The following is a 14,934-nucleotide window of genomic DNA, read 5'->3' on the forward strand; positions in this document are numbered from 1 at the left end:
TTGCCATGCCAACCCTTACCGAACGTTTTAATAAACTCAGTAGTGTGTCCGTTTCCGCGTTACCTCCTCAGCTTGAAGGTAAAGTGACCCGCATGGTTGGTTTGACTATGGAGGCGGTAGGCTGTGTGGTCGCGTTAGGTGATCGTTGTTCTGTTCAGGTTCGAAAAGATCGCTGGGTTGAATCAGAAGTAGTTGGGTTTACAGGGGATCTGACGTATCTGATGCCGACCGAAGCCATTGAAGGTATTTCTCCCGGTGCGCGAGTGCGTCCTTTGCTTGGTGACAGCAGGATGCCTGTGGGTGATGAGTTATTGGGGCGCGTTGTGAATGGTTTAGGCAAGCCACTGGATGGTAAAGGTCCCATTAAAACCAAAGATTCAGTGACCCTGCATGGCAATGTTATTAATCCTTTGCAGCGTAAGCCTATCAGTGAACCTTTAGATGTTGGCATCAAGGCCATTAATAGCTTGTTGACTGTTGGCAAAGGGCAACGATTAGGGCTTTTCGCCGGCAGTGGTGTGGGCAAGAGTATGTTGCTTGGCATGATGACAAAATTCACCGAAGCGGACATCACTGTTGTGGGTCTTATTGGGGAGCGTGGGCGAGAGGTAAAAGAATTTATTGACCAAATTCTTGGTGAAGAAGGCTTAGCTCGTTCTGTTGTGGTTGCTTCACCAGCGGATGACTCTGCTCTTATGCGATTACGAGCCGCGATGCTGGCGACGCGTATTGCCGAGTATTATCGAGATCAAGGCAAGAACGTGTTATTGCTAATGGATTCTTTAACGCGATATGCGCAAGCACAACGAGAAATCGCCTTGTCTGTCGGTGAGCCTCCTGCCACGAAAGGTTATCCGCCATCTGTGTTTTCAAAGTTACCCCAGTTGGTAGAGCGGGCTGGTAACGGTTGTGAGGGCAGTGGTTCGGTGACGGCCTTTTATACGGTTCTGACCGAAGGCGATGATCAACAAGACCCCATTGCTGATGCTTCAAGGGCTATTTTGGATGGACATATAGTGCTATCTAGGCGTTTAGCAGAGGAAGGTCATTATCCTGCGATTGACATCGAAGCGTCTATTTCACGAGCAATGCCGCACATTGTTAGTCAAGATCACTTGTATGGCGCGATGCGTGTCAAACAGCTTTATTCTAAGTTTCAGCAAAATCAGGATCTTATTTCGGTAGGGGCCTATGCTCGAGGTAGCGACCCAGATTTAGATCAAGCGATCATACAAATGCCCGAAATTCGTCATTTTTTACAGCAGTCTTTGACGGAAAGTTTTACCATTGATCAAAGCTTAGGGGCGTTAGTGGCGGCGATGACAAAAGGGCAGTAGACGAACGCTGACAAAAACGTCTACCATTCATTTCATTAACAAGACGTTTTGTACGACCATGATAATTGCTTGTTTTTTGTCTTGCTTGTTATCCGCTTAACAATTTTTAGGTAAGGGGAGAAAAATGAAAAAATCCCGTCGAATGCAAATTTTAGTGGATCTTGCTCAACGAAAAGAAGATCTTGCTGCTAAACAGCTTGCTCGAGACAAAGCAAAAGTACAACATGATCTGCAAAAGCTGAATGAATTAAAGGATTACGCTGGACAATATGAGTCAGAACGTAACCTTTTGGGTCTCAGTGCGTACCTTACAACAAATTATCAGCACTTTGTTGACCGTGTTCAGCAGGCTATTGTTCAACAAGAAGCCGCTGTGGGCAGAGCAGAGCAGCAAGCGGATATGAGTATGCGTCGCTGGTTGCAAACCCGTACCAAAACCAAAAGTATGGACTGGTTGAAAGAGAAAAGCCACAAAGCTGAATTAGCGGTTGAGGCGAAACAAGAGCAACGTCAGAGTGACGAATTTGCTATGCGACGTTTTTTAGACTCAATGTAACGCGCTTTAAAACGTTTTTTTATCATAACCGCTTAGCCTATTGCTAGGGTGAAATATGGCTCGACAGGATAATGGAATCATCGATTTGTCTTTGCCGATTTCGGATATAGAAAAGGCGTTGTACGATTATGCCCATTCTCCACTGCGTGGTTTGCAGACGCTTCACTTAGCACTCTTATCTTTTCAAAAAAACACTCAGATTTGCCTCTTTGATCCCCTTTATCATCAACGCTTGGGTTCTTTAATCGCCGCGACTGAGCAACTTTTGTTATCTGGTTCTCCCTATGTGGAACGCTATCATAAGGCTTTTTTGTCTTCAGCGGATGCGCTTGCTCAAATAGCGATGGCGTGTCAGTTTAGTGAAGGCCGTGCAGAGTCACTGCAGTACTTGTTGTTAGCTGATCGTTCTTGTTGGCAAGACGTTCTGTCGGTTTTAAATGAAGAGACGGTTTTCCCCAGCCAGATGAACTATCTGGCCAGATTCAGTATGAGGCAATCTGAATCTGTGAGTGTGGATGTTTATCTGGCAGCACTTGCTTGCGCTGGACGGGTATCCTTTGATTTAGAGGCGATCAATGGTAAAACCGTTAAGGGGCAGTTTAGGTTAACCACTGCGCAGTCTTTGCCGTGGCTTGAGACTAAATTCCCTGAATTGCAGTGGCAAGAGGTGTCAGCTGATGCGGAGCTGTCTTTAAGAGCTTTGTGTGAATTCAGTTTTTTGCCAATTTTTCAAAACACATCGATGCAAAGAGATGCTCGTTATCGGTTGCTGGAGCAGTACGAAAAGGCATTTAAACAAGCCTTTTATCAGCCTTTTAGTCAATTCTTTCCGTCAGACGATTCTGCCATAGAATGGCCGAATCGTTTGGTCCCGATTGCGAATGTCGCGACTAGCTTAGAAATAAACGAGGGTGTGAAGTATTTTCCTCTAAGACATGGTGGAGCTTTTTTTGTTGGGTCCTCTGTCTTGGGTCAGGAAGTGCCGAGTGTGGCTTATCTGAGTCGATTAGGGCATGATTTTTTGGCGTATTTTTTATATGAGGTTGATACGGGGTTTGGGCGATTTGTGTTTGATCGTGCCGAGTGCCTTGGGACTTACGCTGTTATTGATCAAAATCTGAGTATCGACGGGGAGTGGTCATTATTTCATGTGGCCGCTGATATTCAGGCTAAGCTAGTGTTAACAATGAGTTTATTTTCTGCTGTTGGCGCCGCCTTTTGTTTGCTGCCTCAGTATGTTGATCAAGTATTGATCGTTAGACAAGGCGGGCAGTATTTTGCATTGCCCTATTCTGCTATTCGTGAGGTGGAGGGTGTATGCTCTATTATGTCTACCCCACGTGCCTGGGTAAAAAATGTTTGGCTGAGTAGAGATAATGGGGTGTTGATAGAGCCTTGGTTATTTCATTTTGATAGCTTACCTGTCGTTAGTGGTCAGCATGAAGTGAATAAACGAATGTTCACTTATAAGAATGGTTATTATTTTGGTTTTCTCTGTGGCAGGATGTTTTGGATCGAAGCGGCGTTGGTATTCGCACTGTTGCCATACCAGTCGCCTTTTTCTGTGGTTTATCGTGACGATGAGACATTCAGTTCGAAATCTTTCATTGTTCATGACGGTCGTTGTTTTGATAGAGTGCTCCCTAAAGATTTCGCGAGTGACGTATCGGCGGCACCGAGGCAAAAAAAAGGTTTCTCGATGATTCTTGAGGGAATGGGGGAGTCCGTTGTTCTGCCCTTTGTCTCTTGTGATTGGTGTGCGTCTTTGCCTGATGCCCGTTATGTTCGTGAATTTACCATGTTTCAAGAGTTGTTTTGCCACAGTGAAGGAAAACGTCATCTGATGTCCTCACAGGGGGATGGCATGGTGATTGATAAACAGAATTTTTTGTCTTTTATTGCTGGCTTTCAGCCTCTTTATCATTAGTTAAAAAGTGATTATAGATTATGAATACATTACATTTACCCTTTGGCGTGCCACGAAAAGAGCTGATTAATGCCTTGCAAAAAGGGTTGGTTATTGTGCTGTTTGCGATGTTATTAGCTTTTGCTGGTATGTATTTTCTGGTGAATAGTAATTTAGAACGTCAGGATATTCAGCAGGGAAAATTGAGTGAATTACTGGGGTTGGTGCACAGTGCAGAAGAGCATTGGTTGCAGTGGTTATTAGTGGAAGACCGTCAAACCTATGACTTAGAAGAGGATTCTCATTTCTCAGCGAGCTATTTACATCAGAGATTGGTAAGTGAATATGGTTTAATTGAGCTCAATCTCACACGTTTCGATACGATGCTTGAGGCGGATCTTTCATCCTCTATTGCGTTATTGGATGGATTATCGCAAAAAGAGCTTGATACATCTTCTTTGACGGATGAAGAGCGACGCGCTGTGTATCGTTCTTTTGAAACGCTAGAGTCGATTAGTGATGGACTGTTACAGATTAGAGTGAATGTGGAGTATGAGCGTCAGGCTTTTTCCCAGACGTTGATTTGGATTCATATTGCTCTGTTTGTCGTGATTGCTGCGATTATTTTGTTCTTGTGTACTCGGTTTGCTCGACAGTTGCGCTCTGGATTGTCTGCTTTGCACTATGTGGTTGATCATCGTAAACGAGGTCATGTTTCGGCACATCCTCCTCGAAATGTGATTGATGAGTTTACAGACCTAGGTCATTTGGTGGATAACGAATTGGCCTCACGAGATTTCGATATCAGCCAGCAAAGCGAAAATCTCAATTTAATTGAAAAAGCATTGGCCGAAGTCGACGAACCATTTTTGGTGACCAATGAACGAGGAGATATTGCTTGGTTAAGCGCTGGTGCTGAGCGATTGTGGTTTCGAAATACATCGTTGTTTGAATCATTGTTTGGTATTGATGCAGGGTTAGATGATCCGACAGGAGAGCGTATAGCAGACTCCATTTTATTGTCGGATGAAGCGTTGAAGCTTAACTTATCGGATGGTGTGTACTGGTTAAGTGTTTCTTCTTTTCTTTCAGATCAGCCTGTTGAAACAGAAAATTTGCAGCGCTTCATTTCTATTCGTTCAAAATCCGACACGGCAGAATTGGAGATTCTGCACCACAGTTTAAAATTACTTGAACAAGACGTATGGAGTGTGCCAATTCGCGTATTGCGTCAGGAGTCTCCTTATGCAGGGTTTGCTACGTCTTTAGAAATCATACGTCGAAAAGTAATGACGTTGTTTGACTTTCTTAATGCCGCCTTAATGCGAACAAATCCCATTGTAAAAATTACTAAACTACAACAAATAGCATCCCTAATTGACGAAAAAACAGATCACAATGAGGCATCAGTAAATGAGTTGGTTCCAATGACTCATTCATCGTTCGAAGGTATGCAGGTTGAGCTGAATACGATGGCTTGGCTTTCTGGGCAGGTGAGAGACTCTTTTATACTGGGTTATGAATTGGTTTTGCAGCGTTTAGCCTTGGTTGAGAAAGACTTGTCTTCCGATGTTTTTCTCCTAGGTGAGGTTGAACGTTATCTTAACGAAGTTCGCGCTGGTGTATTGAATAGTCTAGCGGCCACTGAAGGCGAAAGTGAAAGTGTTCGTCGCCGTTTTGCCGTTGATATAGAGCACGATATAAGTCAGGTGCAAGAGCAAATTGAAGGCATGAAGTCTATGGCGGCCTCAACATTGTCTTTGCTGGAGTCAGATCGCAGTGTTGGTGTGGCGCGTTTAGAAAGAGCCAGAGAATCTGTTTCTGAGATGATTGACCGCATTCATGACTTGATGGCGAAAATGCCAGCTGATGTTTCCGTCGATGCAGAAGAAAATGTATCGGCACAAAAATCTAATGATGAGTAAAATGAGTGGTAATATTTTCCACTCTTACTTGAGGAGTAGGCTGTGGTTGAACGCTTTTTTGATAAAAAAACAGGGTGCCTGACCATTACCATAAATGGTCGATTCGATTACAGCTGCCATAAAATGTTCAAAGAGGCTTTTACGAGTGTCACTACAGCAGCGTCGTATGATGTGAATTTGGCGGATGTTTCGTATTTAGATAGTTCTGCCCTTGGCATGTTATTGTTGCTGAGAGATCACGCGGGTGGCGATAGGGCTCAGGTTCGTTTGCTTCATGCTAATGGGGCAGTGTTAGATATTCTTAAGATTGCAAACTTTCATCGCCTTTTTAATATTGCTGAGTAGTGTTGTATGGAGCAAATGTTAACCATATTAATTGCAGATGATAATCCGTCTGATCGTATTCTATTAAAAGCCATTTTAAGTCAATTTGGTCATAAAGTAGTTACTGCTGTCGATGGGCAAGATGCGATTGATAAATTTGATCCTCATACCATCCAACTGGTTTGTTTGGATATCAAAATGCCTCACAAAGATGGTTGGGAAGCGGCATTTGAAATTCAGCGTATTGCTGGTGATGTATTTGTTCCAATCATTTTTCTGTCTGGTGTGTCTGATCCTATTGCCTTATCTAATTGTTTGCGAATTGGGGGGACCGATTTCATTTCTAAGCCCTATAGCCCAGCGCTGATTACGGCAAAATTAAATGCCATAGTGCGTTTGTTGGTTATGCAAAAAACCCTTGAAGAACAACGTGATGCGATGCGATCCTATAATGAGCAACTGCTCAATGACCAAGATATCGCAAAAGTCGTTTATGAAAATATAACCCACTCGAATTGTTTGGAAGATCCAGCCTTATCTACTTTCCACTACGGAACTCATACTTTTAATGGTGACGTCATTCTTGCGGCTTATAAGCCTAATGGCGGGATGCATCTATTATTAGGGGATTTTACTGGCCATGGCTTGTCTGCTGCCATTGGTGCTTTACCCCTAGCTGATATTTTCTTTGAATGGACCAAAAAAGGCTTTTTGATGCGGCAGATTATTCCTGAAATAAACGCGCGTCTCAAACGAATTTTGCCCGCTAATATGTTTTGTAGCGCGGTGTTTATTGATATCAAAGTCAATAATAAAAGCATTGAAATATGGAATGGAGGTTTACCGGATGTATTGTTTTTTTCTAAAAAAGCGAATCAGCCAATCAGGTTTTCCTCAAAAAACTTACCCTTAGGTGTCTTGTCTCCTGATGCGTTTGAATCTCAGATCGAAGCGGTTTCTTTTCTCCCTGGTGATAGGTTGATGGCGTTTTCGGACGGCGTTTACGAGGCGCTGGATGTTTCTGGGAAGATGTTTTGCCATTCTGTTCTTATGCCACTTTACCAAGGACATGTGGCTGCAGACCAATCAGTAGATTGGTTAATTGAGCAATTAGAAACCGAAGGTGTATTGAAAAATCCACATGATGATATCTCATGCCTTAGTGTTCGCTTGGACGCCAGTATCGGTATTGACTCTTCTGAAAGCGAATATTCGCGAGCGCATCATGAGGCCCCAGCTGATTTCTCGTTTGAATATGTTTTGAATGCCGACTCGTTGCGCAATACAGATCCTTTACCTTATGTGTTGCAAATTTTGACCACCGTACCGGGGTTAAGCAGTTTCTCTAGTCAAATATTTATGATCTTGTCGGAGCTTTATTCAAATGCGCTTGAGCATGGCGTATTAAAACTCAACTCTGAAAAGAAAAACTCAATTGATGGCTTCTCTCAGTATTATGAAGAGCGTGAGAGTCGTTTGGCTAGCTTAACGAGCGGCTACGTCAAAATTTCCGTTAAAGTCACGTCAGAAGGGCATAATCGATCGCTTGTTTTGTATGTAGAGGACAGTGGTTCAGGGTTTGATTTTAAGGGCGTGCATTTTGACATATCTAACACTGAATTATTGTATAACCGTGGCTTGGCTTTGTTGGATCAGCTTTGCAGTAAGTTAGAGTTTTCTAAGGGGGGAAGTGCGGTCACCGCTTATTACGATTGGCAAGTTGGTCTAAATGGTTAAAGGCGTCTATAAATAGATTGGCCTTGCAATTGCATACTATTCTCTATTGCCGGAGAAAATTATGCGCACAGATTCCAATACAGTATTGTCTTTATCGCCAAGTGTTCCACCTAAAAAAGCAACTTTGGCTAAATCTTCTTCTGAGAGCGGTGTGGCTTTTGCGAAAGATTTTCATAATGCTAAGGAGGCTAATCATGTCAAAAAAGAGACCGTCGTCAATGATTCGCCTGGATCTAATAGTAAATCTTCCTCATCTTCTCTTGTTAAGCCTTCGTCTGCTGGGTCTGCAACTGCTGATTCTGCGTCTGCAACTGTTGAGTCTTCCGCACAATCTGGCGGCCAAACTTCCTCTTTAGTGAGTGATGAAAACAAAGCCACTGGCTTAACAGTAGAGTCCTCTTCGAGTACTACAGCGGTGACGAATTCGACGGCTAAAAGTGGCAAAGCTTTGCAGCTCGAGGGTGAAAATTTACCTGTTAACGGTTCGGCTGTCTCTGTTGAAAACCTAGTTGATCCGTCATCTGAATCAAAAATACAGCGACAAGAAGAGACTAGTGCAATGACTCCGTTGCAACTTGGTGATGGTTCCACCGACGCTGTTGACGCACTGGCAAAAGACAATAAGGTGGCGAATCCAGCAGCAGTGTTGGGGGCATTAGGTGCTGGTGCTGGCGTGTTAGCCAGCGGTACAAATAAGCAGGCAGCAGCGGTTCCATTAGACAAAGCAGGTCTGCCGCCAGTGGATGTTGATGAAAATATTCCAGCTCCTTCTCTGGATCAAGAAAATGGAGAATTGTCTTGGGTGTTGTCTCAAATGGACGCATCGGTTGCTAAGGCTGCGCCAATAGAAAAAGTGACAGAAGGTGTCGCGCTAGATGCTGGTAAAGCGGCTACCACAGCATTAGCAGCGGGCGCTTTGGTTAATGTTGCCAATAAAGAAAGTCGATCAGGTGTCGTTCCATCGCCTTTATTGGATTCAGCTACTGGTGATGTTGCTTTATCTACAGAGGTCAATAGTGACTCAGCAGAGACGTTGCTTGGGGAAGATGGCGTGTTAATCAACGAACCTATCGAGTTACGTAAAAAAGAACAAGAGGCTATGATAGGTCGCATGTCCGCGCAAATGGACGGTGCTACAGCCGATGATGCGCTAGGTGGGTTAAATAGCTCCTTACAGAACCATAATCTCAATCGGGCTGCTCAGGGGGCGGCTGTGGCAGCGACTGTTGTTGCACAAAATCCTCAGCAAAATTTAGCCATGAGTGTGCCGCCTGGGCACCCAGGATGGGCCGGGGAAATGACTCAAAAAGTGGCTTGGATTGCTCGTGATGGTGGTCATACTGCGCATATTCGATTAGATCCGCCCGAACTGGGCAGCCTCACGGTCAAAATTTCGGTAGACAGTGACTCAAACACTCAGGTTAGCTTTGTGGCCGCTACGCCGCAGGCGAGGGATTTGTTAGAAGGTCAGATGGCACGTTTGCGAGAAATGTTGGCTCAGCAGGGCATGGATTTAAGTCGAGCGGATGTTGATGTGTCACAACAAGACGCGTCGAGTGCGCAAGAGCGTGGAAATTATCGAAATAGTGGCGCAAATCAAGGAGAAGTAGCCATCAATGATGACCTTGATAATGACCTTGATAATGAGCTTATGGCGAACAATGTTTCTTATGTGTCGGCATCAGGCGTTGACTACTATGCGTAAACTTACGAGAAATTGATGGTGATACGTTTGATTCTTTGTAGAATAGGGTGCTGTTCGGGATAGGATGCAGTAAGCGTTCGTTTTAAAGAAAGAATTTGATATACCTAAGGTTTGTTAATATGGCTGAAGATGGTTTAGATATTGGTGCGGAAGAAGGTAAGTCTGGCGGTAAGAAAAAGCTCATTATTATTGTTGCACTGCTTCTTGTGTTAGCTGGAGGAGGCGCGGCGGCTTACTTTTTTCTTTTCAGTGGGCCAAGTAATGAGGGGGCGGCCGAAGCGGATGTCGCTGCCTTAGCGAATGAGCCATCCATTTATTTGGCTTTGGATCCTGCTTTCACAATAGATTTTATGGTAGATGGCCGTCAGCGTTATGTGCAATTGAACATGGCGGTTAAGTCAAAAAATGCGGCTCAAGTGAATGCGGTAAATTTGCATATGCCTCTGATTCGTAACAGTCTTGTTTTGTTGTATTCCAGTCAGTCGTTTGATGAGTTACAAACGGCAGAAGGGAAGGCCGCCCTAAAAGTCGCTGCGCTTGATGCCATCAATGGTATATTAGAGCAAGAAACAGGGCAGGGCGGTATTGATGCCGTATTATTTACTAACTTTGTGATGCAGTAAGATTATGTCAGCTCAAGACTTATTATCCCAGGATGAAATCGACGCCCTTTTACACGGTGCTGATGAAAAACCTGCTGAAGAGGATAATCGAGATGCCAACGGTGTGGCGTCTTATGATATTACCAGTCAAGAGCGTATTGTGCGTGGGCGAATGCCCACCTTGGAAATGATAAACGAACGTTTTGCGCGCTATACTCGTATCAGTTTGTTTAATATGTTGCGGCGCACGGCGGATGTGTCATCGGGTGGTCTTCAAGTCATGAAGTTTGGTGAATACGTTCACACGCTTTATGTGCCTACCAGTTTGAATTTGGTGAAATTTCGTCCTTTAAGAAGTACGGCACTTTTTATACTCGATGCTAAGCTAGTATTTAAATTAGTGGATAACTTTTTTGGCGGCGACGGTCGACACGCTAAAATCGAAGGTCGTGAGTTTACGCCGACGGAAATTCGTATTGTACAGTTGATGCTCGAGCAAGTTTTTAAAGATCTAACCGAGGCTTGGGCACCTGTATTAAAGCTAGAGTTGGAATACATTAGTTCAGAAGTGAATCCGGCAATGGCAAACATTGTCAGCCCAAGTGAAGTCGTCGTCGTGTCTACTTTTCATATAGAATTAGACGGTGGTGGCGGAGAGCTACACATTACGTTGCCGTACTCGATGATTGAACCTGTGCGAGAGTTGCTTGATGCTGGTGTTCAGAGTGATGTCGATGAAAAAGATGATCGCTGGGGAAAGTCGCTTGAGCAAGATGTGAAAGAGATTGATGTTAACTTGTCAGTGAATGTGGCCAATCGTAAAATCTCGCTCGGTGAGGTATTAAAATTTAAAGCAGGTGATATCATTCCGATAGAGATGCCAGAGTTTGTCACCGTTAGGGCCAATGGTGTGCCAACGTTTAAAGGCAAATTAGGCATAAGCAATGAGCGTTATTCAGTGCAAATGAAAGAAAGTTTTAAAACGAAGGTAGCGAAATAACATGGCAGAAGAACAGAACCCAGATGCAGCAGGGATGGATGACGATTTAGCGGATGAGTGGGCGGCAGCGATGTCGGAATCTGGTGACACTAACGATGGTGAAGGACTTGAGGATGAATGGGCCGCTGCTATGTCTGAGCAAAAAGTTGAGCCGGTTAAATTAGAAACATTGTCTAATCCGTCCGTACCCAGTGGTGGCGTCGGGTCCGATCTTGATTTGATCATGGATATTCCCGTTGTTCTTTCGATGGAGTTAGGGAATACCGAAATTGCTATTCGTAACTTAATGCAGTTGACACAGGGTTCGGTGGTTGAGCTGGACCGCTTCGCTGGTGAGCCTTTGGATGTACTTGTAAACGGTACTTTGATTGCGCATGGTGAGGTAGTGGTAGTGAATGATAAGTATGGCATTCGTTTAACGGATGTTGTGAGTCCTAGTGAGCGAATTCGACGACTTAAGTAGTAGCAATTGATTTTTTCTTTTCTTATACGATGTGTTTTTAGTGTCATATCCACTATGGCTTTTTCGTCTCTTTATGCGGCAGGCATGCAAGAGGTGTCTGTTGCGTCTTCCGTCTGGAAAATTGTCATTTCTCTGATTGTGGTGATTGCTTTTATTCCCGCTTGCCTTTGGTTGATGAAGCGCTTCCAGTTTGCCCAAATGAAGTTGGGTCAGTCAGAAATAAAAATTGTGAATGTTCAATCATTGGGTACAAAAGAAAAATTGATGTTGGTGGAGGTTGAAGGCGAGCGTTTGTTGATTGGCGTAACAGCGCAGTCAATCACACACTTGAAAAGTTTTTCGCCTAGCGGCAAGTCGTTTGCCTCTATCATGGAGGAAGTGGACAGAGAACATTCTACTGATGATAAGAGTAATGGGGATCGCTTGTGATGCGTTATGTATTGCTCTTATTGTTGGTTTTTCCGGTATTCTCTTGGGCAGAAGTTGGGTTACCTGCGGTGAAGGTGGTCACTAACCCAGACGGCAGTCAGGATTACTCTGTTTCATTGCAAATCCTTTTTATCATGACAGCGTTGACGCTGTTACCTGCTGCCTTGATGATGATGACGTCTTTTACGCGCATTGTGGTGGTGCTGGCAATCTTACGTCAGGCGATTGGTTTGCAGCAAACGCCTTCTAACCAAATTATGATAGGCATGGCGTTGTTTTTAACGCTTTTTATCATGACGCCCACGTTAGACAAGGTCAATGAAGTGGCGTTACAACCTTATTTAAAAGAGGAGATGACTTCTATTCAAGCGGTTGAAGCGGCGTCTGTGCCTGTTCGCGATTTTATGTTGGCGCAAACCAGAGAAGACGATATTGCGCTCTTTGTGAAGCTTGCTGGTAGGGAAGGGACAATCCAATCTATGGAGGAGCTGCCATTTACCATTCTTATGCCCGCGTTTGTGACCAGTGAATTGAAGACGGCTTTTCAGATTGGCTTTATGATTTTTATCCCATTTTTGATCGTTGATATGGTGGTAGCGAGTGTCTTGATGGCGATGGGTATGATGATGTTGTCGCCTATTATTATTTCTTTGCCTTTTAAAATCATGCTTTTTGTGATGGTCGATGGTTGGTCTATGATTATGGGCACTTTGGCAGCGAGTTTCGGGATTTAATTATGGATCCTCAAGTAGTACTAGATTTGTATGGGCAAGGATTTTACCTGATTGTGCTGATTGTAGGTGTTGTCATGATGCCTAGTTTGCTGGTGGGGTTAATTGTCAGTGTGTTTCAAGCCGCGACGCAGATTAACGAGCAAACCTTATCTTTTTTGCCTCGATTAATTGTGACTATTTTGGTCATTATGCAGTTAGGACCATGGATCCTGATGAAGCTGATGGATTTTACGACCAGTTTGTTTATTAATATTCCCATGATAATTGGCTGATGTTAGAGATTTATCCTGACCAGCTGCTCAATTTAACGATCAGTTTCCTTCTGCCATTTTTTCGTATCGGTGCCTTTTTTATGGCGCTTCCTTTGTTTGGTAGTCGATTAGTCAGTCCTAGAGTTCGTATTGCATTTTCTTTTGTTGTTGCCATCATTATTACTCCAGTTATTGATGTTCCTAACTACGACCCCGTTTCACCTGCTTATATTGTGTTGATTGCTGAGCAACTGGTGATTGGTTTTGCTTTGGGTTTTGTGGTTACTATTTTGTTTCAATTATTTTCTCTTGCTGGGCAATTGGCTGCGATGAAGGCGGGGTTAGGCTTTGCGATGTCTAATGATCCTGCGAATGGTATTTCTGTCGCGACCTTGGGGCAATATTATTTGTCTATGGTGGCGTTGGCCTTTTTGGGTACGAATGGGCATTTAGTGATGATAGAGTATCTCGCGGAAAGTTTTACTTATTGGCCCATTGGAAGCGGTTTTGATAGTCAGCGTTATTGGCAATTGGTGTTATTAGGGGGGTGGATGTTTGAAAAAGCCTTGCTTATCGTTATGCCTTTGGCTATTGCTGTATTGGTGATTAACTTGTCTTTTGGTGTGGTTGCCAAGGCTTCTCCGCAGTTGAATATTTTTGCCTTGGGTTTTCCTATTATCATGCTTTTTTCGTTGTTCTTCTTCTGGATTATGTTGGACGACTTTTTGAATATCTATTTGTTGTTTTTTGCAGAAATGATTGATTGGATGAAGACTGCTTGGGGGATTCAGATAAATGGCTGAGAATGAAGATGGCAGCGAAAAAACCGAAGGTGCCAGTAGTAAGAAGCTTCAGGATGCCCGTGATAAGGGTAATATTGCTCGCTCAAAAGATCTGAGTTCGGCGCTGCTTTTGATTGTGGCTGCAGCAACATTATATGGAACGGGCACTTTGTTGGCTCGAGACTTGGCGGTTATATTTGATTTTAACTTCTTGGTTGAACGAGAGGACGTGTTTGACTTAAGCCGGATGATTTTTCATCTCTATGAATCTGTTGTTGCCATGATGGACTCGATGGTGCTGCTGATGTCCGTTTTAGCTGTAGCGGGTATTGTGGGGAGCATTGCCTTGGGAGGGCTCAATTTTTCTTGGGAGCCCCTGATGCCTAAACTTAGTAAAATGAGCCCAATAGCCGGTCTAAAAAGAATGTTTTCAGTACAGTCTTTAGTGGAGCTTTTGAAGGCAATTGCCAAGGTGACATTGGTTGGTATCGTGTCATATTTGGTGCTCAATTATTTTTTATTAGAAACGCTGGGGCTTACTTTTCAATCGATCGAATTGTCGATTGCTCACGGTATCGATATTGTTATTTGGTCTTTTATTTTTGTCAGTCTCGCTTTGGCCTTGATTGCGGCGATAGATGTGCCTTTTCAAGTTTGGTCTCATAAAGAAAAACTTAAAATGACCAAGCAGGAAGTAAAGGACGAGTTTAAGCAGCAAGAAGGTGATCCTTTAGTTCGAGGGCGTATCCGTCAAATGCAACGTCAAGCTGCAATGAATAGGATGATGTCTGATGTACCCAATGCGGATGTTATCATTACTAACCCGACACACTTTTCTGTCGCATTAAAATATGATCAAACGGGTGGAAGCGCTCCGATATTGTTGGCCAAGGGTGGTGATTTTATTGCGCTGAAAATTCGAGAAGTGGGCAATCACTATGACATCCCTGTGATACAATCACCTGCTTTAACGCGGGCAATTTATCATCATACCGAAATAGGGGATGAAATACCGCAAGGTCTCTTTAAGGTGGTGGCTCAGTTGTTGGCGTATGTGTATCAATTACGTAACGCTCGAACGGGGGCGCCAAGGCCTGAGGCAATGCCAAATTTAGATGTGCCTGATGAGTTTCAGTGGGATGGTCGTTAATTATGTTTTGTCGTTTTTTGGTAGGAATGTCGC

Annotated in this window: 15 protein-coding genes; all 15 read left to right on the top strand. The window is 43.8% G+C overall.

The genetic code is table 11. From position 1 onward, the window contains the following. Window positions 1-5: 5 nt before the first annotated feature. The 15 genes from fliI (at window position 6) to flhB (ending at window position 14,901) form a co-directional block, all read left to right on the top strand. Window positions 6-1,337 (top strand): flagellar protein export ATPase FliI, encoded by a 1,332-nt coding sequence (gene fliI, locus DKT73_RS14075; protein ID WP_111639192.1) that lies wholly within the window; start codon window positions 6-8, stop codon window positions 1,335-1,337. A gap of 124 nt (window positions 1,338-1,461) precedes the next feature. Beyond that, a complete protein-coding gene (gene fliJ, locus DKT73_RS14080; RefSeq protein ID WP_111639193.1) occupies window positions 1,462-1,893 on the top strand; it encodes a flagellar export protein FliJ in 432 nt (143 codons plus the stop codon). A 55-nt stretch (window positions 1,894-1,948) separates the two neighbouring features. Beyond that, window positions 1,949-3,820 (top strand): hypothetical protein, encoded by a 1,872-nt coding sequence (locus tag DKT73_RS14085; RefSeq protein ID WP_111639194.1) that lies wholly within the window; start codon window positions 1,949-1,951, stop codon window positions 3,818-3,820. A gap of 20 nt (window positions 3,821-3,840) precedes the next feature. Beyond that, window positions 3,841-5,724 carry a hypothetical protein gene (locus DKT73_RS14090; RefSeq protein WP_111639195.1) on the top strand — a complete coding sequence of 628 codons (1,884 nt, stop codon included), beginning with the start codon at window positions 3,841-3,843 and terminating at the stop codon, window positions 5,722-5,724. Between the two features lie 42 nt (window positions 5,725-5,766). After that, on the top strand, window positions 5,767-6,069 hold the full coding sequence (locus tag DKT73_RS14095) for an STAS domain-containing protein (RefSeq protein ID WP_111639196.1): 303 nt from the start codon (window positions 5,767-5,769) through the stop codon (window positions 6,067-6,069). 15 nt (window positions 6,070-6,084) lie between these two features. Then, complete coding sequence (locus tag DKT73_RS14100) at window positions 6,085-7,785, top strand: SpoIIE family protein phosphatase (RefSeq protein WP_232827888.1); 1,701 nt, start codon at window positions 6,085-6,087, stop codon at window positions 7,783-7,785. Window positions 7,786-7,846: 61 nt separating this feature from the next. Beyond that, window positions 7,847-9,490, top strand: a complete 1,644-nt coding sequence (locus DKT73_RS14105) for a flagellar hook-length control protein FliK (RefSeq protein ID WP_111639198.1) — start codon at window positions 7,847-7,849, stop codon at window positions 9,488-9,490. A 119-nt stretch (window positions 9,491-9,609) separates the two neighbouring features. Then, a complete protein-coding gene (locus tag DKT73_RS14110; protein WP_111639199.1) occupies window positions 9,610-10,113 on the top strand; it encodes a flagellar basal body-associated FliL family protein in 504 nt (167 codons plus the stop codon). 4 nt (window positions 10,114-10,117) lie between these two features. After that, a complete protein-coding gene (gene fliM, locus DKT73_RS14115) occupies window positions 10,118-11,092 on the top strand; it encodes a flagellar motor switch protein FliM (protein WP_111639200.1) in 975 nt (324 codons plus the stop codon). Window position 11,093: 1 nt separating this feature from the next. Further along, window positions 11,094-11,555 carry a flagellar motor switch protein FliN gene (gene fliN, locus DKT73_RS14120; RefSeq protein WP_111639201.1) on the top strand — a complete coding sequence of 154 codons (462 nt, stop codon included), beginning with the start codon at window positions 11,094-11,096 and terminating at the stop codon, window positions 11,553-11,555. 54 nt (window positions 11,556-11,609) lie between these two features. Next, the gene (fliO, locus tag DKT73_RS14125) at window positions 11,610-11,984 is read left to right on the top strand and encodes a flagellar biosynthetic protein FliO (protein WP_111639202.1); all 375 of its coding nucleotides are present in this window, start codon (window positions 11,610-11,612) and stop codon (window positions 11,982-11,984) included. Next, window positions 11,984-12,718 (top strand): flagellar type III secretion system pore protein FliP, encoded by a 735-nt coding sequence (gene fliP, locus DKT73_RS14130; protein WP_198666633.1) that lies wholly within the window; start codon window positions 11,984-11,986, stop codon window positions 12,716-12,718. The genes fliO and fliP overlap by 1 nt, the downstream gene beginning before the upstream one ends. 2 nt (window positions 12,719-12,720) lie before the next feature. Next, window positions 12,721-12,990 (top strand): flagellar biosynthesis protein FliQ, encoded by a 270-nt coding sequence (gene fliQ / locus DKT73_RS14135; protein WP_111639204.1) that lies wholly within the window; start codon window positions 12,721-12,723, stop codon window positions 12,988-12,990. Then, window positions 12,990-13,772 carry a flagellar biosynthetic protein FliR gene (fliR, locus tag DKT73_RS14140; protein ID WP_111639205.1) on the top strand — a complete coding sequence of 261 codons (783 nt, stop codon included), beginning with the start codon at window positions 12,990-12,992 and terminating at the stop codon, window positions 13,770-13,772. The genes fliQ and fliR overlap by 1 nt, the downstream gene beginning before the upstream one ends. Then, a complete protein-coding gene (flhB, locus tag DKT73_RS14145) occupies window positions 13,765-14,901 on the top strand; it encodes a flagellar biosynthesis protein FlhB (RefSeq protein WP_111639206.1) in 1,137 nt (378 codons plus the stop codon). Before fliR ends, flhB begins: the two co-directional genes overlap by 8 nt. The last annotated feature ends 33 nt before the right edge of the window (window positions 14,902-14,934 follow it).

It is taken from the genome of Marinomonas shanghaiensis, assembly GCF_003259175.1.
In the GTDB taxonomy this organism is placed as follows: domain Bacteria; phylum Pseudomonadota; class Gammaproteobacteria; order Pseudomonadales; family Marinomonadaceae; genus Marinomonas; species Marinomonas shanghaiensis.

Excerpts from the sequence above, each read along its gene's own strand:
- fliI (WP_111639192.1), top strand. The coding sequence starts at position 6 with ATGCCAACCCTTACCGAACGTTTTAATAAACTCAGTAGTGTGTCCGTT.
- fliJ (WP_111639193.1), top strand. The coding sequence starts at position 1,462 with ATGAAAAAATCCCGTCGAATGCAAATTTTAGTGGATCTTGCTCAACGA.
- DKT73_RS14085 (WP_111639194.1), top strand. The coding sequence starts at position 1,949 with ATGGCTCGACAGGATAATGGAATCATCGATTTGTCTTTGCCGATTTCG.
- DKT73_RS14090 (WP_111639195.1), top strand. The coding sequence starts at position 3,841 with ATGAATACATTACATTTACCCTTTGGCGTGCCACGAAAAGAGCTGATT.
- DKT73_RS14100 (WP_232827888.1), top strand. The coding sequence starts at position 6,085 with ATGTTAACCATATTAATTGCAGATGATAATCCGTCTGATCGTATTCTA.
- DKT73_RS14105 (WP_111639198.1), top strand. The coding sequence starts at position 7,847 with ATGCGCACAGATTCCAATACAGTATTGTCTTTATCGCCAAGTGTTCCA.
- DKT73_RS14110 (WP_111639199.1), top strand. The coding sequence starts at position 9,610 with ATGGCTGAAGATGGTTTAGATATTGGTGCGGAAGAAGGTAAGTCTGGC.
- fliM (WP_111639200.1), top strand. The coding sequence starts at position 10,118 with ATGTCAGCTCAAGACTTATTATCCCAGGATGAAATCGACGCCCTTTTA.
- fliN (WP_111639201.1), top strand. The coding sequence starts at position 11,094 with ATGGCAGAAGAACAGAACCCAGATGCAGCAGGGATGGATGACGATTTA.
- fliO (WP_111639202.1), top strand. The coding sequence starts at position 11,610 with ATGGCTTTTTCGTCTCTTTATGCGGCAGGCATGCAAGAGGTGTCTGTT.
- fliP (WP_198666633.1), top strand. The coding sequence starts at position 11,984 with ATGCGTTATGTATTGCTCTTATTGTTGGTTTTTCCGGTATTCTCTTGG.
- fliQ (WP_111639204.1), top strand. The coding sequence starts at position 12,721 with ATGGATCCTCAAGTAGTACTAGATTTGTATGGGCAAGGATTTTACCTG.
- fliR (WP_111639205.1), top strand. The coding sequence starts at position 12,990 with ATGTTAGAGATTTATCCTGACCAGCTGCTCAATTTAACGATCAGTTTC.
- flhB (WP_111639206.1), top strand. The coding sequence starts at position 13,765 with ATGGCTGAGAATGAAGATGGCAGCGAAAAAACCGAAGGTGCCAGTAGT.